This window comes from Collinsella aerofaciens (assembly GCF_964283865.1).
Lineage (GTDB): Bacteria > Actinomycetota > Coriobacteriia > Coriobacteriales > Coriobacteriaceae > Collinsella.
Window position 1 is genome coordinate 120531 of the sequence record NZ_CAXYLS010000003.1, and the last position, 19417, is coordinate 139947.

General features: G+C 58.6%; 13 protein-coding genes. All 13 read right to left on the bottom strand.

Going from position 1 to position 19417, the window contains the following annotated elements; translation table 11 throughout:
* Positions 1-189 precede the first annotated feature (189 nt).
* Positions 190-2013: an isopeptide-forming domain-containing fimbrial protein gene (locus tag ACRX4W_RS03220; protein ID WP_432299136.1), complete on the bottom strand. Its 1824-nt coding sequence runs from the start codon at positions 2011-2013 to the stop codon at positions 190-192.
* A 114-nt stretch (positions 2014-2127) separates the two neighbouring features.
* Positions 2128-3798 carry an isopeptide-forming domain-containing fimbrial protein gene (locus ACRX4W_RS03225; RefSeq protein ID WP_432299138.1) on the bottom strand — a complete coding sequence of 557 codons (1671 nt, stop codon included), beginning with the start codon at positions 3796-3798 and terminating at the stop codon, positions 2128-2130.
* Positions 3791-6823 (bottom strand): Spy0128 family protein, encoded by a 3033-nt coding sequence (locus ACRX4W_RS03230; RefSeq protein WP_432299140.1) that lies wholly within the window; start codon positions 6821-6823, stop codon positions 3791-3793. Before ACRX4W_RS03230 ends, ACRX4W_RS03225 begins: the two co-directional genes overlap by 8 nt.
* Positions 6824-7013: 190 nt before the next feature.
* Positions 7014-7205 carry a hypothetical protein gene (locus tag ACRX4W_RS03235; RefSeq protein ID WP_432299142.1) on the bottom strand — a complete coding sequence of 64 codons (192 nt, stop codon included), beginning with the start codon at positions 7203-7205 and terminating at the stop codon, positions 7014-7016.
* A 501-nt stretch (positions 7206-7706) separates the two neighbouring features.
* Complete coding sequence (locus tag ACRX4W_RS03240) at positions 7707-8528, bottom strand: HAD family hydrolase (RefSeq protein ID WP_432299144.1); 822 nt, start codon at positions 8526-8528, stop codon at positions 7707-7709.
* A 209-nt stretch (positions 8529-8737) separates the two neighbouring features.
* On the bottom strand, positions 8738-10018 hold the full coding sequence (locus ACRX4W_RS03245; RefSeq protein ID WP_432299146.1) for an MFS transporter: 1281 nt from the start codon (positions 10016-10018) through the stop codon (positions 8738-8740).
* 237 nt (positions 10019-10255) lie between these two features.
* Positions 10256-11704 carry a glycoside hydrolase family 1 protein gene (locus ACRX4W_RS03250; RefSeq protein WP_432299148.1) on the bottom strand — a complete coding sequence of 483 codons (1449 nt, stop codon included), beginning with the start codon at positions 11702-11704 and terminating at the stop codon, positions 10256-10258.
* A gap of 648 nt (positions 11705-12352) precedes the next feature.
* Entirely contained in the window at positions 12353-13792 is a 1440-nt protein-coding gene (locus tag ACRX4W_RS03255; RefSeq protein ID WP_432299150.1) for a PTS transporter subunit EIIC, read from the bottom strand.
* 118 nt (positions 13793-13910) lie between these two features.
* The gene (locus tag ACRX4W_RS03260) at positions 13911-14756 is read right to left on the bottom strand and encodes a PRD domain-containing protein (RefSeq protein ID WP_271806730.1); all 846 of its coding nucleotides are present in this window, start codon (positions 14754-14756) and stop codon (positions 13911-13913) included.
* Positions 14757-15004: 248 nt separating this feature from the next.
* The gene (locus ACRX4W_RS03265) at positions 15005-15589 is read right to left on the bottom strand and encodes a histidine phosphatase family protein (RefSeq protein WP_432299152.1); all 585 of its coding nucleotides are present in this window, start codon (positions 15587-15589) and stop codon (positions 15005-15007) included.
* Between the two features lie 171 nt (positions 15590-15760).
* Positions 15761-17065, bottom strand: a complete 1305-nt coding sequence (gene mobB / locus ACRX4W_RS03270) for a molybdopterin-guanine dinucleotide biosynthesis protein B (protein WP_432299154.1) — start codon at positions 17063-17065, stop codon at positions 15761-15763.
* 4 nt (positions 17066-17069) lie between these two features.
* Positions 17070-18125 carry a GTP 3',8-cyclase MoaA gene (gene moaA, locus ACRX4W_RS03275; RefSeq protein WP_349125395.1) on the bottom strand — a complete coding sequence of 352 codons (1056 nt, stop codon included), beginning with the start codon at positions 18123-18125 and terminating at the stop codon, positions 17070-17072.
* A gap of 235 nt (positions 18126-18360) precedes the next feature.
* Positions 18361-19398, bottom strand: a complete 1038-nt coding sequence (locus tag ACRX4W_RS03280; RefSeq protein ID WP_432299157.1) for a hypothetical protein — start codon at positions 19396-19398, stop codon at positions 18361-18363.
* Between the last annotated feature and the right edge of the window lie 19 nt (positions 19399-19417).

Consider the following 19417-nt stretch of genomic DNA (forward strand, 5'->3'; position numbering starts at 1 on the left):
GCGATGGCGAACGTGCCCGCATCGGACGATGGAGGCTGCCTGCGTTATCCAAAAAGAACTGGGCAGACTCCAGTGCGGAGCCTGCCCCGAAAAGAGAATGGCAAAGCAAGAACGTCGATGGACGAGAAAAGTGTCCGCAAGTCTCATGGCCATCACATCCCACCTGCCAAAGGGATGGGTGAGCGAGCGTTACTCCTGCTCGGACTCCTCAGCCTGCTTACGGCTGCGGATGAGGTGCGCCACGCCGATGCACAGCACCGCGCCACCAGCGATCCAAGTGAAGGTCACGCCGTTCAGGCCGGTGAGGGGGAGGCCAACCTGCTTGGTGTTGCCGATGGTGATGTTGACTTCACCAGTTTGGACATTGGCAGCGGAATTATTCGTAACGGTCAGCGTATTATCACCCGGAGTGTTGTCAAGGGTGCCGAGGACGACATCGGAACGACGCTCGTCATTCTGAGAAGGACTGACCGTAATCTTCTCAAGTTCTGCCGCATCTTTCTTATACTCTGCCGTAATGGTAAAGGTGAAGGGATTAGCAACGGTATATTTTTCGCTTGGCGCCTTAATCTCAGTTACCTTGTAGGAACCAGCATCAAGGCCCTTTACTTCAATCTTTCCTTTATCGTCAGAAGAGAACTTGAGATAATCCGGAAGATCCTTGTCGCTAGAGTTCACAAGTTGGCCAGCAACGACCTTTCCGTCTGGACTATTTTTTGAAGCAACATATTGATTCAAAGTGTCCGCATCAGCAGACTGGATGCTAAACTCAGCGCCCTTAAGGCCCTTTTCGGTGCCTTGGTCAACCTTATTGAGGTTGAGCTTGAAGGTAAAATCTCCAGCGCCGCTCTCGACAGACGTGCCTGTCCCCTCGGTAGAAGGGTTGTTGGAGTATTCGAGCTTTACAGCGTTATAGTTTCCCTTTTTCCCCTCAGTGCCGTTACCTGTTACGGCATTCTTGTTGAGCTTCGCCTTATAGAAGACAACAATCTCCGTGTCGGCATTTACGGAGTCGATATCCTTGAGACCCTTTTTGCTCGTAGCCTTGTCAACGGCAAAGTTAACAGTCAAAACGCGGTTGTCCTCAGTTGGAGCAGTCAGTTCATAGCCGTTATTGATGAGAGTATAAGTACCGTTGTTCACTGCATAGACTTTAAGCGAACCACTCACGTAGTCGAGGCCATTCGAAAGAGTATCCGTGAACTTGTATGCATAGGAGTCATAGGTGGCGTAGTTATCCGCAACCTTACCGGTAAGCTTGTAGGTCACTTCCTGTCCGATTTGAGAGTTGGCAACGCCAGCCCAACCAGTTTCCAGCTTCGTGGGATCAGCAGAAGTCGCGGCAAGAATCTGCTTGTTGACAGTGGGGATGCTGGTCTTCTCAGTTACAGTCACGGCTTTGCCACCCACGACGGCGAAAATCGGAGACGTGCCGGTGTTCTTTTTGCCAGCACCCAGGCTATCCCCGTTGGTCAAAAACAGGTAGTAGCCGCTGCCATTCTCGTCGTCAGGAGCCCAGGGAGTGCCAGCAACGATATCGGAATTAACCGGCGTCTCATTCTTTACGGCATTCGCAACTGCGTAGAGAATATTATCGGTCGCGATTCGTGTTCCTTTGGTCGATTCCGACCCCGCGGTGCAGTCTCCCGCATGCGCAGTGATGAAATCCGCGACTTCCTGAGGCGTAGGCTTGTTAGGCAGCTTATCCTCAGCCTTCAAGCTGTGATCATTCTCCCAGCTATTAATGGCATTAATCACCTTCGGGCCAACCGTTTCGCTTGCCCACGTAATGTTCTGAGCGGTCTTGCCGCCGTTTTCAACGTCGGTCACCGTAGCCTTGAAGATCTGGTACGCCTTGAACGTGGTGCCATCGTTTTTCTCGGCCTGACTAATGGTGATGCTGCCCGTCGCACCATCAGCAAACGCCATGGTCACCGGGGCCATCACGCCGCCGAAGCTCAGCGCTGCTGTGAGGCCGGCGGTTACTGCCAGGCGTGCGATGTTCTTGCTCACGCTCATCTTCTTTTCCTCCGTTTTCCGGTTGGTTCTCATTCGATCGATCATCATCTGTCTGTGTCTTAGCATCTGCTTCGCTACGTCTCGCCCCGCTCTCTGTGGGGCTGCCAGCTACTCTTTATGGCTGCCACCTCCCCGCTTGACCAGGAGCGCGACCACGATGAGCGCGGCTCCGGCGACCGCTGCGGCGGCCGCGGCGTACATTGCCATATCGCCAGTCGAGGGCATAAAGCCTCCGGTGGTAATGCTAGGGGGTGTGCCGGTGGGCGTGTTGATGAGCGACGCCTCCAGGCTGCCCGTCGACCCGTCCGCGCTGTCGGCGCGCAGGGGCGACTCGGCCGTGATGGTGAGCTTGGGCTTGGCGGCGGCCACCTGGTCGACGTCCAGGCCCTCGGCCTTAACCGTCACGCAGCGCGTGCCCTCAAAGGCGGTGTAGCCCTTGGGCGCCTTGAGCTCGCGGACCTCCAGCTTGCCCGAGTCCACGCCCGAGACGGTCACGCGGCCGTCCTCGCCCGTGGTGACGGTGGCCTTGCCTTGCGCATCCCACGTGCCGTCAGCCGACAGCGTGCGACCGCGGTCGTCGGCGATGCTCAGGACCGCCCCGGGCAGCGGCTTGTCGCCGTCGCTGCCGCGCTTGGTGAGCGCGAGATCCCACGTGTAGGCAGTCGCATCATCGCTCGGCGTGCGGGTGAAGCCCGCATCGCCAGACTGGTCGGCAAACGGAGAGCGCGGGTAGCGCAGGTAGACCTCGTTGGGGTTGCCCTTCGCGATGCCGTGGTTGCATGCGCTGTTGAGCGGCGCGTTGTACACGGCGACCACGCGGGCGCCCGCGGTGAAGGCGTCGGCCCCGCCGAGCGCGGCGACCAGGTCGCCGGTGCGTACGGTGAAGGTCTTGCCGTCGGCCGCTACCTTGGTGGCGCACTGGGCCGTAATGTCGGTCCAGCCCTTCGCGGGCTCGGTGCCGACGCGGCCGTCCTTGCCGGTCGAGACAGCGTCGAAGCCGCCGTCCGTGCCCGGCGCCGCGTACACGCGCATGCTCGTGGCCACCTTGGATAGGTCGAGCCCCGCGCTCATGGTGTCGACGAACTGCACCGCGTAGGTGTCGTAGGCCGTGAGGCCCGCCGGGACCGTGGCAGAGAGGCGCCAGTACAGGTCGTCGGCGACCGTGGCGTCGGCGGCCTTCTGCCAGGCGGCGGTGCTGTCCTCCAGCACGTGCTTGGCCACCTTGGGAGTGGCGGCCTTGGGCTTGACGGCGACGGCGCTGCCGCCGACCAGGGCCATGATCGGCGCGGTGCCGGCCTCGTTCTGGGAAATGGCCTCGTCGTCGGCGACGATGAGCCAGTAGCCGCAGGGCAGCTCGGCCGCCGTGCCCGCGTTAAGGGCCACGGACACGGCGTCAGAGCTCTGGAGGGAACGAGCGAGCTGTGCGCTCAGCGCGCTCGTAAGGTGGGAATCGGTGTTGAGCCACTCGGCAGCTTCCTGCGCGGTGGTCTGGGAATTGGGCATGCCGGCGCTGTGCAGCACAGGCAGTGCGGCGTCGCGCGCGGCGTCGCTTGCCCAGGCGAGGTCGGTGGCAATCTTGGCGTCGCTGTCGCCGTCGACGACGTTGGCGCTAAAGATCTGGTAGGCGTCGTAGCTACGCGCCACGTTGCCGCCCACCGTGATGGAACCGGTCGAGGTCGGCGCGGCCTGCGCGGATGCGGGGAACACAACCGCGCAGGTGCCGATCAAGAGGGCAAGCAGCGCAAACAAGATCGGGAAGGAGCAAACTTTCTTATTCACGACGCTCACCTCCCTTCGCATTCGCCTTGCGACGAATGTGCATCCAGGCCGCAGCAGCGCAAAGCACCGCCGCGCCGGCAAGGTACGTCAGAGTGACGCCCGACATACCAGAAAGGGGCAAAGAGGTGGAGTAGGTGTTGGTGAAGGTGGGAGTACGGGTCGGAGTCTCGCTCTCATGATTGTTGGCGTCGACCTCGTAGTAGGCCGGCGTGCACTTCAGCGTGCCGTCACCGTTGTCCGTTGCCGTCACCACGACCTTGAAAGTCTTGTTGTCGTTGGTGTAGCCCTCGTGTTTGGTGCCATCGACCTCGCTGGCGTCGCATTCACGGATGTAGTAGGTGAACGTTGCTTTGCCACCGGTAAGATCTTTAACCCCGAGGGGGCCGATTACCTGATTAGCAAACGTCACCGTCGCCTCGCTGCCCGTCCCCTTTTTAGTAAATTTGATATCGAGCGGCTGCTCATTGCCGTTGGAATCCTTGGTATACAGCTCGAACTTGAACTCCTTCATCTCGCCGCCATCGACCTTCTTGGTCACCTGAGGTGTCCAGGTGCCTGAGGCCTGATAGGGAGCAAGTTCGTTTGTAAACGCAGGGTTGGAGCTGTTACCGATTTTTACGGTCGAGACGGTGCTATCGACCGAATCCTCAGTCCATTCATAGCAGTCATAGTCAGTGAAGGACGCCTCGTCGCCCCTTTTTACGGATACTGTGGAAGCGCTCTTATCAACTCCATAACGATTAATATCGATCCCCAAGAGGTTGGTCGTACGAACTGGTTCCGTACCAACCTTTATATGTATTTTGTAAATAGCCTTATCAAACGTTGTTCCCTTTTCATCGATAGGAACTTCAACAAGGTAGAGGTCGTAATCGCCCGACTGGTAGTTCGCGCCCGTGTCAATGAGAATCTCTCCGTTATTTTCATTGACGTTGACCGCGGGCATAGCCTCGCATCCGTTTTCGTTAAGCGTGCCGTTCTCATTCCAGCATGGTTCATTCTTTGAATTGGCAGCTGCACCCAACAGCTTAAACTGATAGGGATGGTCTTTGAGACTCTGCTTAGCACCGTCCTTCATAAGGACTTTATTTGCCTTGACTTTGATTGCAGGATACGCGTTCAAAGCCTCGACCTTGCCAACGACAAGATCGCCGTTGGTCATGATGCCGCCACCGTGGGTGTAGGAGTAGTTACCGCTGATGATGGTCGTAGCCTCTGCCTGCGCCTTTTCCTTGGCATAGGGTGTCGGATTAGCCTTAAGGCCGAACATGTACTTAGCCTCGGCACCGCCGTTTGGGTCGATGGTAACCGGATTTCCGTCGCAAGTGCCCTGCCAGCCAGCCGATTCGCCGCCCAGCATCTTGCCAAGAACGACAGCGATTGTCTTATCCGCGCCATTCTTATTACGGACCAAGAAGAAATCCTCATGGCCGGAATTTTGGAAGGAATGAGTAACGTAATTTACTTCATCGCGGTCTTCAGTTTTGTTGTCGCCGCCAGCGGAATAATGATATGCTGAATGTTTATGTTCATTTTGATCAACGTCTGGCAGCTTTTTGCCATCTTGATCAACGTTATCTGTGTTGTCATAAATAGCAGCGCCATTTGAGTGCGAAACGATTGTCTCGCCCGTAGGACAAGCACCAACGCCACCGCCCCAGCCACCGGCGCGATTATTAGTGATCAGCGTCTTGAAAATATTGAGCCTGCCGCCCTTCTGGATAAAGACGCCACCGCCGCCCCAGTCGCCGCCACGTTTGCCGCCACTCTCACAATCTACGCCCGTCATAGTCTTGTTATTCGTGATATAAATCTTGCTATTGGGGCTAGCTTCAATTTTCGCCTGCATACCAGGGCTGTTGCCGCCAGCGATACGCAAACCGCCGCCCTCGCCGTTAAGAGATTCGTTGCCCGCAATCGTGCCACCTGTCATGGTAAACTGAATTTTTTTGTCCCAGAAACCGGCATAAATACCGCCGCCTGCTTCTTTGGAGTAGTTAGCTGTAACGGAGCCGCCCTCCATGGTTAGTGTGCCGCCGTCAACAGATGCAATGCCACCGCCGCCAAGCAGGCCCTTGTTATAAATGTTCGAGTCGTTGATATACGAATCAACACGGTTGTTTGTGATGTTGGCCGAACCACTGATGTTAACGTTGACGCCTTTGGTAAAGACACCGCCGCCATAGCCATTGTTGGGACTCCCGCCTTCGTTATAGACGTTGCCATACGTGGCGTTGCCCGAAATAACTCCACCAGAAAAATTCAGCTTGGCGCCGTTGTCAGCATAGATGCCGCCGCCAGAAGCAGCCTTGTTTGCAGCGATTACGCCGTTGGTCATTTTGAGCTCGGCATTTGCGCCCGTCACGCACATGCCACCGCCCCAGCCGCCGCCGTTACCGTTGGTGACATACCCGCCAGAAATATTGACAGTGCCCCGAGAGAGAATAACGTGACCGTCGTAGCCCAGGGTACGAGGCGTTGTGATCATGCCACCCTTAAGGTTGAGCGTACCGCCTTCCTCAACGGAAATGACTTGATTTACAAAGCCCGCTTTGCATGCAACGATAGCGCCGAAATTGGTAACAGTGTGCTGATAGGTATTTTCGCTTGTGCCAAGACTTTTAGGCGTGCTTTCAGTTACGTAGTATGTGAGTGATTGTGGAACACTTTCATCATCGAACTGCATCGTTGCTGGCCGATCAGGATCACCACTGGCAGCTTCAGTCGGCGAGTCCACCGCCGTACCTTCAACATTTAGCGTAAAGCCACTTTTAATTGTGATAAATGTACAAACAGAATTTCTGTCGTCCTTGTTACTGTTACCGCTGCTGTAATAAAGCTTGTGACCTGCAAGGTCGATCGTAGTGTTTTGGTCGATGGCGATCGGCGAGCTCGAACTTATATCAGCAGCCAGACGCAGCTTTGCGGGCTTGTCCGCCGTGGCAAGGGCAAGGTACGTAGACAGGTCTCTGTCATTGTTCAGCAGCGCGTACCCATCCGAATCTTGTTGAAGTTTCTGATCCACACCTTCATTTGCAACAGTAGCGACCTTATAGACAGACTGTCCATCATTCGCGGGCTGCGCAGCGCTCTCGGCTTCCGCGCCATCGACAGCCGAATCCGCCGCAGCAGCGTCTTCTCCCTCGCCACCCTCACCGTCGTCGCTAATCTGGTTTTCGGTATCCCCGTTGTTGGTGTTGTCTACATCAGTAGACTCACTTGAGGAACCCCCCCATCACAGTTTCCTCGGCTGCACCCGCCTGACCATCGTTGGCAATGGCCTGCGAGATCGGGGGCATGACGAGCGACAGTACCAGGCTCAAAACGGAGGCTCCGCACAAAACGCCTGCCAGTACACGGCGCGTCGCTTTATTACTCTGCTTAGATTTGTCCGAATTCGCTTTCATCGATGTCTCCTCCCCAAGAGACCGCGATCTTGCTCTTTCACCATCAAACGTATCTGCGCAATCTGTAATTGCGCTCGCTAAGTGATGCAATTATAACTATTGTTTAAGCATCTGAGCAGCAAAACCGACATTTTTGTGCAAGTTCTTAATTCTCTTGACATTTACTCAGATTTGCCTTTGTTTATTCGCTATCTATTATTTATTTCTGCTGGTAATTTGTTGCCTATTATTTTTTAATGGCATTAGATTTATTTGCACAACATTTTGCTCAAGAGCAAACATCCTGTGAACGGTTGAAAATCGACCGTGAGCGGTAGGTCATCAACCGGGAGGAATACCCTACCAAACTGATGAGAATATCTTTAACCCATCGGTGGTTAGAAGCGTAATGTTCAGACAACCATATTTGAATTTATGCGCAGATTTTAGGTATCAATTCGCCCAAATCGCCTGAGGCCACCACAAAGGTGCCTGCCCCTTCGTGGTGGTTCTCCCCCGGCGCTATAGCAGATGTTCCTCGATAAAGATCGCGATGCCGTCCTCGTCGTTGCTCGCGGTTACAAAATCGGCGGCGGCACGGGTGGCGTCGCTGCCGTTTGCCATAGCCACGCCCACGCCGGCGTCGGCCACCATGCAGGTATCGTTATCGGCATCGCCAAACACGCAGATGTTCTGAAGATCCATGTCGTTGAGCTCCGCTACGCGCACAAGGCCGCGCGTCTTGGACACGCGCGGATCCATGAACTCGTAGAGCCGCTGCGTGGTTTGCAGAGCAGCCGCCTTAACGGTGTCATCGCCGAGCGTCGACGCCCGCTCGATAACCTGCGGCATCACCTCGGGCGCCATAGTAAACATCACCTTGGGCTGCGGCTCGCGCAAGAACTCGGCAAAATCGACCACCTGGTAGGGCACGCCGTCGACGCGCGACAGGTGCTCGACGCACGCGTTACTCTCGGGCACGTAGAACACGCCGTCTCGGGGGCAGACGGGCGTCGCCGGAAGGTCCGCCATGTGCTTGCAGATGCGCGCGATAGTCTCGCCCGGCAGCGGATAGCTCAGCTCGTTGATGTCGTGCGCGCGGTCGATGACCTCGGCGCCACCGCAGCCCACGAGCACGTCCACCAGGCCTTCGATGCCCCAGGGCTCGTACATGGCCTCGGTCGCGCGGGCGTCGCGCCCGGTGCACAGGCCAAAGAGCACGCCGCGCTCGCGCAGGGCGCGGATCGCCGCCACGGTGCGCGGGGACACCGTGTGCTGGCTCGTGAGCAGCGTACCGTCGATATCGCAGAACACGGCTTTGATGTGGCTGAAGGTAGTGTCCATGGGGGCCTTTCTGGGTCGTGCGGCGGTGTGGGGTGTATTCGCGAACGGCGTACATGGTATACCAAGGCACAGGCGCGGCCCGTCAAAGCAAAAACCACCACAAAGGTGCCTGGCCCCTTTGTGGTGGAAGTGACGTTTGCGGGCCAAACCATCACAACATTCGACGTTTTTCGGCAAAATCGCGATTTTCATCGAATGTTGTGATGGTTTTACTGCCTTACAGAACGATCGAAATGCCGGCGTCCAAACAGCAGCAACGCCGCGGGAACCGCCGTCACGACCATGCCCGCCCCCACGAGTGTCCGTTGTACGCCAAATGTTGCCGCCAGCCACGGTGCAACCGCCAGAGGGGCCACGCCAGCGAACATATTGCCAAAGCCCATGACCGAGTTCACACGGCCGAGTTGCTCGAGCGGCGCCGTCGTTTGCACGATGGTGTTATGAAGCGGGTTGACGACACCCCAAGCTATGCCCAGGGCGATCTGGCCGACGAGGGCCACGCCCACGTACGGTGTCCCCACATAGAGCAGACTTCCCAGGCCCACGGACATGAGCGCCACGAGCAGTGTTTTAAGGTTGACCAGGTGCGGCGGCAGCCGGAGCGCGAGTACGGCGCCCAGCACCGCGCCCACGCCGCAAGCCGACGAGAGCCAGCCCATCCACTCAACGCCGACGTGCAGAACATCGCGATAGAAAAACGACTCGAGCGGATCGAAGGCTCCATAGCCGAAGTTCGAAAGAAAAATGATGCAAAACAGCAGGGCGAGAACGCTGTTGGTAAAGACCGTCTTGATGCTGGCTGCGAAGGTGACACGGGCGGACGTGCTGGGGTTGGAGCTTTGTCCCGCACGCTCCCCTTTCTCTGCCGAATCGGCATCCGCATCCCCGGCGACATGGCTGGTCTGCGGCCTAAAGCCCCAACCGACGACGAACGCCAGCACGGTAAAGAGCATCATGAGCACGAACACCGCGCGCGACGACGCAGCCGCCGCGACAAAGCCACCCAACGTGGGCCCGACGATAATACTCACGTTTGAGAACATGGCGATGGCGGAGTTGATGTCTTTGAGCTCGACGGGGTCGTTGGTGAGGTAGGCGGGATAGGACGTGGCGATGGGCTGAGCGAATCCCATCGTAAGGCCCAGGAACACCGCGCCGAGCAGGACGATGCCGGTCGCGCCACCAAAGGCGATGATTGCAGCACCCGTTGCCAGCGCGCCGACGATGCTCAGCAAGAAATGGCGGCGCGGACCCCAGGCGTCGAGTACCGCGCCACCCGCAAAGGATCCCAGGATCACGAAAACGTTCATGAACAGGACGGCCAGCGATGTCGCGACGACCGAGGCGTCATCTGCATAAGTGAGCGTTCCGATGACGCCGATAAAGTAGCTGGTCTGAAACCCGGTGTAGATGAGAAAGCGCATCGCCACCAGGCGTTTAGCCTGCGCGGACAGCGACGATTGAGGCTTTGAGAAAAGAGAGGCGAGCATGGAGACTCCTTGTTTAATACGAATACGGGCGGTGGGCATTCGCCACCGTCTATCGAATCAATCAATCCGTATGAAACATTAAGGACGCATCGAGCCCCCTTCTCTCCGTTTTTCGCCCGTCATGAACTACTTGGTAGATTGTAAGGCATGTCCCAATAATCTACCAAAGCAAAAACCACCACAAAGGTGCCTGTCCCCTTTGTGGTGGTTGCGGCGTTTACGCTGGTTGAGACTTGGCTAGGCCAGGTCGGCGCCGTTGGACTCGATGACCTTCTTGTACCAGAAGAAGCTGTCCTTGCGGCTGCGGGCGAGCGTGCCGTTGCCGTCGTTGTCCTTGTCGACGTAGATAAAGCCGTAGCGCTTCTTCATCTCACCGGTCGAGGCGCTCACCAAATCGATGCAGCCCCACATGGTGTAGCCCATCAGGTCCACGCCGTCCTCGATGGCAATCTCCATCTGCTTGATATGCTCACGCAGGTAATCGATGCGGTAGCCGTCGTGGATCGAACCGTCCGCCTCGACCTCGTCCACGGAGCCCAGGCCGTTCTCGACGATCATCAGCGGCACCTGGTAGCGGTCGTAGACCTCCTCCAGGTAGTAGCGCAGGCCCTCGGGATCAATCGCCCAACCCCAATCGCTCTTCTTAAGATACTCGTTGCCGGCACCACCAAAGATGTTGCCTTGCTCCAGCAGCACCGGGTCGGCCGTGGCCGTGGCGCTCATGTAGTAGCTAAAGCTGTAGAAGTCGACCTTGCCGGCGGCCAGCGTGGCGGCGTCCTCGGGCGAGACCTCCACGTGCACGCCTTCGCGGCGCCACACGCTGGGCGCCCACGAGGGATACGCACCGCGCACCTGCACGTCGCCGCAGTAGAAGTTCATCTCGCGCTGTTGCTTTTGCGCCGCCAGGACGTCGGCCGGATTGCACGTGTGCGGGTAGCAGGCGTTGCCGGCGATCATGCAGCCGATCTTGTTCTGGGGATCGATCTGATGGCCCATGGTGACACACTTGGCGCTCGCCAGGAACTGGTGGTGCAGGGCATCGAAGCGCGCCTGTGGATCGTCCCAGTCGCAGTTGCCAAAGGCCATGGGCGTGTCAGTTGCCTCGGGCACCATGCCGCCGCCCATCACGCCGCCAAAACCGCCCATGAGCAGGCAATTGATCTCGTTAAAGGTGAGCCAGTAGCGCACCAGCCCCTTGTACTCGGTCATGACGGTGCGGGCGTAGTTGAGATAGAAATCGATGAGCTTGGGGTTCTTCCAGCCGCCGTAGTTTTTGGACAGGCCATAGGGCAGCTCATAGTGGCTGAGGGTGACCATGGGCTCGATGCCCTGCTCCTGACAGGCCTGGAACACGCGGCGGTAGAACTCGATGCCGGCCTGGTTGGGCTCGGCCTCGTCGCCGTTGGGGAAGATACGGCTCCAGTTGATGGACATGCGGTAGCACTTAAAGCCCATCTCGCCAAAAAGCTTGATGTCGTCGAGGTAGTGATGGTACATATCCACGGCCTCGTGGCTGGGATAGTGGTACTGGGGCAGGATGCCGTCGGTGATGTGACGCGGCTCGGAGACCGTGCCGCCGGTCATGATGTCGGGAACGCCGAGGCCCTTGCCGTCCTCGTTGTATCCGCCTTCGCACTGATTGGCGGCAGTGGCGCCGCCCCACAGAAATCCATCGGGAAAAGCCATGTTGGCTCCTTTCGTACGTGTTGGGATGTTGCGTGGACGCCGAAGCGGCGTCCACAAGGTAATTTGCGTCCCGATCGGGGTTCGCGTTGAGCCGGCCGCCACGAAACCGGCCTATCTACTACGTTTTACCGCGAATCACCGACCACACCGCAATTGTCAATAATAAAACCGCAGGTAGAAGGCTTGACGGTTTTGGGAAAACCGTCGCGTGGTTGGCCCCTACCACTTAAACGTAGTAGATAGACCGGTTTCGTGGCGAGGCATGTTGCGGGACGCGCGCGGACCGGCCGATCGAAACTATGCCGGCTTAAGATATGCGGACGGAGCTGACGGAGACGACGTTTGCCCAGATAAAACCGACCAAAATAAACCTGTCCCTTATTGGCAGGTTCAAAACCATGCCGGTTTACGGAGCAGAACCAGTGCCCCTTGAGCATGCCAGAAACGGCAAGGACAAAACCGCAGGTAGGAAGCTTGTCAGTTTACGGAAAAACGGGGTATGGTCAGCACTCACCGTTTTAGCCCCGTAATCCGGCATGGTTTTGATTTTGGGCAGTCGCTCGGACGAGCGCATGGCATCTAGCCCCTTCGAGAAAAGCCGGCGGGGCGCTCTCCCGCCGGCTTGGTACCGAGTCTTTGTCGTTTGGGCTACTTGGCAGCCTCGGGCTTGTAGGTGACAAACTCGATTGCGAAGCCCACGGCGGCACCCACGAGCGAGGCAACGATAGCCCAGATCATGTGGTTGATGCCGTTAACACCGGAGGGGTCGATGAAGGACAGCAAGTTGAAGACGCCCAGACCACCGGACATGTACACCACGGCGCCGGAGATGCCGATGATGAGGCCGCCCACAGCAGAACCGATGCTGGCGTTGATGAAGGCCTTCTTATCGGGTAGGGCGACACCGTAGATAGCGGGCTCGGTGACGCCAAAGAAGAAGTCGGAGATCATGGCCGGCAGCGCGATGCCGCGGAACTTCTCGTCCTTGTTCTTGAGATACATGGCAAAGAGCACGGCGCCCAGCGAGAAGGAGTGGGCGATAACGGAGCCCAGAACGTAGTCGTAGCCCAGAGTGGACAGGTTGACCAGCGCGATGGGCACGAGGGACCAGTGGAAGCCAAAGATGACCAGGCACATCCAGAAGGCACCGACGAGGGTGCAGCCCAAGATGGAGCCGATCATGGGCAGGCCAAACAGCAGCGCGAAGAGCTCGCCGAGCAGGTTGGTGATGAGCGTGGCGATGGGGCCAATGACCAGGTAGCCAAGAGTGACGGTAACGGTGACGACGATCAGCGGGGTGAAGAACATCTTCATAGAAGCGGGCATCCACTTCTTAACCCAGTGCTCGAGGGTAGAGCCGAACCAGATCATGAGAAGGATGGGGATAACGGAGCTGGTGTAACCCGAGGCAGGCATGATGAGCGGCAGGCCCAGGAACGTGGTGTACCAAGAGAAGGTGCCGGCAAAGCCGAGCTCGACGGAGCCGACAACCTCACCTGAGGTGAGTGCGACCATGGTGGGATACACCAGAGCAAAGGCGATGGCCATGCCGTTGAACTCGCTCATCTTGAACTTCTTGGCCGCGGTGTAGCCAAGCACCACGGGCAGGAAGTAAAACATGCCGTCGGCGACGGTGTAGAGCAGCGTGTAGGCGCCGTCGTTGGCGAAGCTCGGGACCAGGAAGGTGGCGAGCGCCAGCAGGCCCTTCATGATGCCGGCAGCCGAGAAGGTGCCCAGCATGGGCTGGAAGATGCCGGAGATGAGGTCGATGATCACATCGGTAACGCTCTTGGGAGCGACATCGTCGTCATCGGCGTCGACGGCGCCGCCATCGCTAAAACCGCCGGCCTTGAGAACGGCGTCGTAGACGTCCTCGACGATGTTGCCCACAACAACCTGGTACTGGCCGTTGGCGCGCATGACCTTGATAACGTTGGGCAGCTCAGAGATCTTCTCATCACTGGCCAGGGACTCGTCCTTGAGCTTAAAGCGAACGCGGGTAATGCAGTGTGCGACGGATTTGACGTTGGTCTTACCGCCAACCAGCTCTACGATCTGGGCAGCAAGATCGTCATATTTACCTGCCATGATCTGTCCTCTCTTTTCCAAATTTCGACAAAAATATCCCCTACCGCGAGCCGGTACCTTGCCCGCAGTTAGAAACCAAAAAGAATTGTTGCGATTGCCTCCAGGCTGGCGGCTTTACTCACTCGGTCTGCGAAGCCGATCGCAGACGGTTGATATGCATCATCAGATACAAGAGCTCCTCGTCCGAGCAGCTCTGCTTAAACTCTTTCTCGAACACGCGGTTGATGGCGTACGCGCACTGGTATGCCTCGGGAAAATCGCGGGCGGCCTGCATAAACAGCGAGGAGTTCTCGGTCTGCGTGCACTTGCCCTTGCAGAGGCGGCGAACCAAAAAGCGCAGGTGCGCAAGAAAGCGAATGTAGCAGTACGACGCCGTGTCGAGCGAGCAGCCGAGCTGCTTTTCCACGGAATGGGTTACCTCGTCAAGCACGCGGGTGCTCTTCATGATGAAGTCCATGTCCTTGGCGCGGCCCATGCCGTCGACCTCGGCGTTAACGATGTGGAGCGCGATGCTCGTGGCCTCGTTCTGACCCAGCTTGACGCCGGTGTGCTTTTGCACGATGGCGAGCGCGGCCTGACCGATCTCGAGCTCACGCGGGTAGATGAAAGCCACCTCATGCTCGAGCGGGTTGGGAGCGCTGAGCTGGTCGTCATCGCGCTGGACGGCAAACTGCAGGTGATCTGCCAGGATAAAGGGCAGGCCACCGGATAGCTTGCAGCCAAGCTGCTGGGACGCAAAACAGGCAATGTCGCTTGCCGCGAGCAGCACATCGTCGGGAAGGGTGCCGACCATATCCTGCAGGCTCTCGGGAACGTTATAGAATTTGCGCTGGATGAGGGACTCATCGGCAAGCTCGTAGGGCATCTCGTGGAAACCGATGCCCTTGCCAAAGACAACAACCTCTCGGCCGTCATCGCTGGCGGCAAGAGCAACGTTATTGTTGATCTTCTTTAAAATGAGCATGAAAAAACTCCTCGGACATCGGCGCTAGACGACGGGGTGTTATTCCTCGTCTTCTATTATGCGCAAGTGATGCCTCCCGAGGAGTAACAAACTTGTGAGCACGTGAGCGATTGTAGGATGAAACTTGCATGCAGCGTAAGCCCCGTTAGTGCGAAAGTCCGCCGAACGGTAGGAAATCGCCTGTAAACGGCAAAACCACCACAAAGGTGCCTGGCCCCTTTGTGGTGGTTTTGGCTGATGCCCCGATGTTACTCGCGCGGGGTGCCGTAGGGGTTGTACAAATCTGCAAGAGCAAATGTGCCGGTAGTAGCATCAAAGTCGAGTTCGAGCACACAGCAGTTGCCAATACGGTTCTTCATCTTGAGCGGCTCCACGCCCACGCCGCGCATAACCTGAGCCGCTGCGGCGCCATGGCTCACGCACAACACGCTCTCATGTCCGGGGCGCTGCATGAGCTCGGTGATGGTCGCCATGATGCGCTCGCGAAACTCGTCTTCGCCCTCGCCGTCATACTGCTTGTAAAAATCGCCGTACGGCAGACGCGGATTCAAATCCTCGCTCGCACCCTCAAACTTGCCAAAGTTCCACTCCTTAAGGCCCTTGACGCGCTCGTAAGGCTGGCCGGGAAACGCAAGCTCAAGCGTGTCGCACGCACGCTCGGACGTGGAGCTGTACGCGTGGTCGAACGTAAGGCCACGCCCTCTCAGGGTCGCGCCGACAGTTTTAGCCTGCTCGATCCCCAGCTCGGTAAGCGGCGAGTCACACCAACCCTGCTTGCGACGAAGCAGGTTAAAGAGCGTTTGACCGTGACGCATAAAGTACAGTTTTGGCATGAGGCCTCCGTAATCGCAATCGTTTGTCAGCGATTATTACACCTTGAGGTAGGTTTAAGTCAAAGCCTCTTTGGCCAAAACCACCACAAAGGTGCCTGGCCCCTTTGTGGTGGAAATGGCGTTTGCCCAGATAAAACCTGCCAAAACAAACCTGTCCCTATTTGGCAGGTTTTAGGCCAGATGATCTTGGATCAGATCGCAGATGGCTCGGGCGTCGTTGATGTTGATGGCTCGGGTCGCAAAGCCGGCGTCGAAAGCCTGGCGTGCCAGGGCCTCGTTGCAGGCAAGGGCCAGCGTGTGACCGTCGACCAGGTCGAGCGAGCTCTTGCCGCGCAGACGGTCGACACCAGATCGCGCGACGACGATGTTGTCGAAGCCCTCGGTCTTGTAGCCCTCGATGATCACCACGTCGACATCGTTGTAGCGCGACAGCAGCTCGCGCGCGGGCATCTCGTCCTCCTCGAGCGTGTCGGCGTACTCGGCCCAGCGTGTGGCACAAATCAGGCCGACGTGCTTAGAACCGGCCTGGTGATGGCGCCACGTATCCTTAGCGGGCACATCGATATCGAAGCCATGGTGCCCGTGATGCTTAAGCGAACCCACGCGCAGGCCGCGGCGGGTGAGCTCGGCGATAACCTTCTCGACGAGCGTGGTCTTGCCCGAGTTCTGGTAGCCGATAAACGCGATCGCGGGGACGGCCGGGGCCGGAGCTGCGGGCGCGACGGCGACGGGCGCGCTCGCGGGCGCGGCACCGTCAGCGGCCACGGCCTCAACGGCAGCGGCCTGACGCTCTGCGCGATCCCATACGCCCGAGCGGCCGCCTTCCTTGTGCAGCAGGCGCACGTCGACGATCTCCATGCCGCGATCGACGGCCTTGCACATGTCGTAGATCGTTAGGCACGCGGCGCTCGCGCCGGTCAGCGCCTCCATCTCAATGCCGGTCTTGCCCGTTACGCCGGCCGTAACCAGTACGTGAAAGCCAACCTGCCCGTCCGCGCGCGCCGGCGCCCAGCCCTCGGGCACGTCCTCGGCCGGCGTCCCCGCCGCAGCGATGGGCGCAATATCGCACTTGCTCTTGGTAATGAGCAACGGATGGCACATGGGGATGATGTCGCTCGTGCGTTTGATGGCCATAATGCCCGCCACGCGCGCGCAGGCAAGCACGTCGCCCTTTTTGGCGCGGTCCTGCAGTACCATGGCCTGCGTCTCGGGATGCATGAGGATGGTGCCCTCGGCGATGGCAATGCGATGGGTCTCGGCCTTGTCGGACACGTCGACCATGCGCACCTCGCCCTTGGCGTCCACGTGCGTCAGCTCGTCGCGGCGGGCGTCACGGGCGGGTTCGGTGGCAGCGCTGGCAGTCGGCTGTGCGGACGCGTCGGCGTTGCCAGCATTCGCCGCGGCCGTGACTTTGTGGGCAGACATCGCGGCCCTGCGAGCGGCCTTGGTGGCATCGGCGTACCTGCTCTTGGCCATATGATCATCCTCCGATTTGGGACATAAATCGTTGCGTGCCCTCAATTATCGCGTGTTCCTGCGGTTTGTGGGCCACGGCATCGCGCCAAATCGAAAGTACCTGCATATCATCACCACGGCGCAGCGCCTCACGCACCGAATACTCGGCATCGCTGAATAGGCACGGACGCACGTTGCCATCGGCCGTCAGGCGCAGACGGTTGCAATTCGCGCAAAAATGGTTGGACATGGCGCTGATGAAGCCGACCGTTCCCGCCGCGCCCGGAAAGTGCCAATAGCGCGCAGGGCCCGCGCCGGCAGGAGCGTCGCTGATGTCGAGCGGCTCGAGCTCGCCCAGTCCCGTCGCGGCGACCCCGGCATTGATGCGCGCCCGCAGCTCGTCGCTCGGCACGGTATCGCTCGCGTCCCACAGCTCGGGATTGAGCGCGGGCGCATGCGGGTCCACAGTGCAATGCGAGCTCGTGTGTTCGTCGCCGATGGGCATGTATTCGATAAAGCGCAGGTGGATGGGGCGGTCGAGCGTGAGCCGCGCGAGGGCCGCCACATCTTGGTTGAGTCGGCGCACGACAACGCAGTTGACCTTAACGGGCTCAAAGCCCCAAACCAGCGCCGCGTCGATGCCAGCCATGGTCTGCTCGAGCCGACCCAGGCGCGTGATCTTTCCAAAGAGCGTAGGGTCGAGTGTGTCGAGCGAAATGTTGACGCGGTCAAGCCCGGCATCTTTGAGCTGGGGCGCCCGCTTGGGCAGCAGGGCGCCATTGGTGGTGAGCGAGATGTCCTCGATCTGCGGAATCGCGCGGATGTCGCGAATGAGCGGAATGATACGGCGGCTGACCAGCGGCTCGCCGCCCGTCAGGCGCACGCGGCGAATGCCCTCCCCCGCCACCAAGCGCACAAAGCGGGCGATTTCCTCGGCGCTGAGTAGCTCGTCGTGTGCACGGGGCGCCACGCCATCGACCGGCATGCAGTAAATGCAGCGGAAATTGCACTTGTCGGTAACGGCAATGCGCAGGTAGTTGATATCGCGGCCAAAGCCGTCATGTTGCACGTGCCCGTCCACGCAGCCCTCCCCTCACGCGGCGTTTTATTCTTCGGAAAACATAATACCCCACGGGAGAATCATGCCGACACCCGTACGACAGGACAGGTCGCTTCGAGCAAGACCGGCTTCCCAAGCCCATCCTCAGCACGCAAACCATCACAACATTCGATGCTTTTCCCGTTTTTGGCGAAAAACGTCGAATGTTGTGATGGTCTGCCTGCCCACGGCACCCCGTAGAAGGACCAAAACGCCCCTAAAGGCCGCCGTCCCAGTGCCGAATCACGAATTCTCGCAGGTCGTTCTGCCGCTTTTGGAACGTTTCGCTTCGGTCGCACTTAAGGCCCATAGCGAGTGCGATGGCGTTCATCGCCCGGTGCAATTGCAGCTGATGGGCAAACTGAGTCCCGGTGAGGACGATCATTCTAAAGCCCAGCGCGCTCAGCACGGTCATACGCTCCGCATCCGACGCGCTGCGCTGTTTATCAAGATGGTCCGAGCCGTTGTATTCAATTCCCGTACCGCTCGCAGGCGCATATACGTCAATCTCGAAATACCCGGCCTTAGCGAGATACTTGAACTCGCTGGGAACATCGACCCGATGGTTGAGCTCAACCTTGACGTATCCCAGCCCGCCCTGGGAACGTTTTGCTACGACCATGATTGCGGTGGCCGTCTCCATGGGCGATCGCGCGCCATCGTGCACGCGCCTGAGCACACCGGCCGCGCGTATAGCCCCCTGACGAGATCGATTCTCATCGCAATAAGCAATCAAGTCGGCAACGGTATACCTCTGCCCCATCTCGATATAATCGTCTGTCGACAGATGATTCAAATGGTATCGGGCGCAGATTTCATACCCATATTCCAGCTGCTCGGGCTCGCTCATCCACGAACCCGCTTGGACAAAGCACATGACCTCATCAACCACTAGAAGGCCCTCTGCCACCTCAAGAAGATGGTCTGGAGGTACCGGCGCCCCAAACACGTGGCACCTAAATCCAGCCGGCGTCGAGCGCTCAAAATCGAAGTTGACGAGCGTGTCGATATGACCGAGCTCTTCTCGTGGAATACCAAGCGAAACCAGATAGTCGGCAACGATCCCAACTGCCCCTGAAGCCCTCAGCCCCTTGACATCGAGTCCCAATTTGGACAGGCCCGCAGTCGGCTCCGCCTCGTTAGCAAGCGAGTCCTCATCGTATAGGCTGCTTGCTCGCGAGAGCGGCTCGGACGGGCGCGCCACGTTGTGGTACAGCCAGGCAGTCTTATGGGACAGGACGATCGGCAGGTCCATGAGCCCTCCAATGGAGTCG

Excerpts from the sequence above, each read along its gene's own strand:
- ACRX4W_RS03280 (WP_432299157.1), bottom strand. The coding sequence starts at position 19,398 with ATGGACCTGCCGATCGTCCTGTCCCATAAGACTGCCTGGCTGTACCAC.
- ACRX4W_RS03240 (WP_432299144.1), bottom strand. The coding sequence starts at position 8,528 with ATGGACACTACCTTCAGCCACATCAAAGCCGTGTTCTGCGATATCGAC.
- ACRX4W_RS03255 (WP_432299150.1), bottom strand. The coding sequence starts at position 13,792 with ATGGCAGGTAAATATGACGATCTTGCTGCCCAGATCGTAGAGCTGGTT.
- ACRX4W_RS03260 (WP_271806730.1), bottom strand. The coding sequence starts at position 14,756 with ATGCTCATTTTAAAGAAGATCAACAATAACGTTGCTCTTGCCGCCAGC.
- ACRX4W_RS03250 (WP_432299148.1), bottom strand. The coding sequence starts at position 11,704 with ATGGCTTTTCCCGATGGATTTCTGTGGGGCGGCGCCACTGCCGCCAAT.
- ACRX4W_RS03235 (WP_432299142.1), bottom strand. The coding sequence starts at position 7,205 with ATGAAAGCGAATTCGGACAAATCTAAGCAGAGTAATAAAGCGACGCGC.
- mobB (WP_432299154.1), bottom strand. The coding sequence starts at position 17,065 with ATGGCCAAGAGCAGGTACGCCGATGCCACCAAGGCCGCTCGCAGGGCC.
- ACRX4W_RS03265 (WP_432299152.1), bottom strand. The coding sequence starts at position 15,589 with ATGCCAAAACTGTACTTTATGCGTCACGGTCAAACGCTCTTTAACCTG.
- ACRX4W_RS03245 (WP_432299146.1), bottom strand. The coding sequence starts at position 10,018 with ATGCTCGCCTCTCTTTTCTCAAAGCCTCAATCGTCGCTGTCCGCGCAG.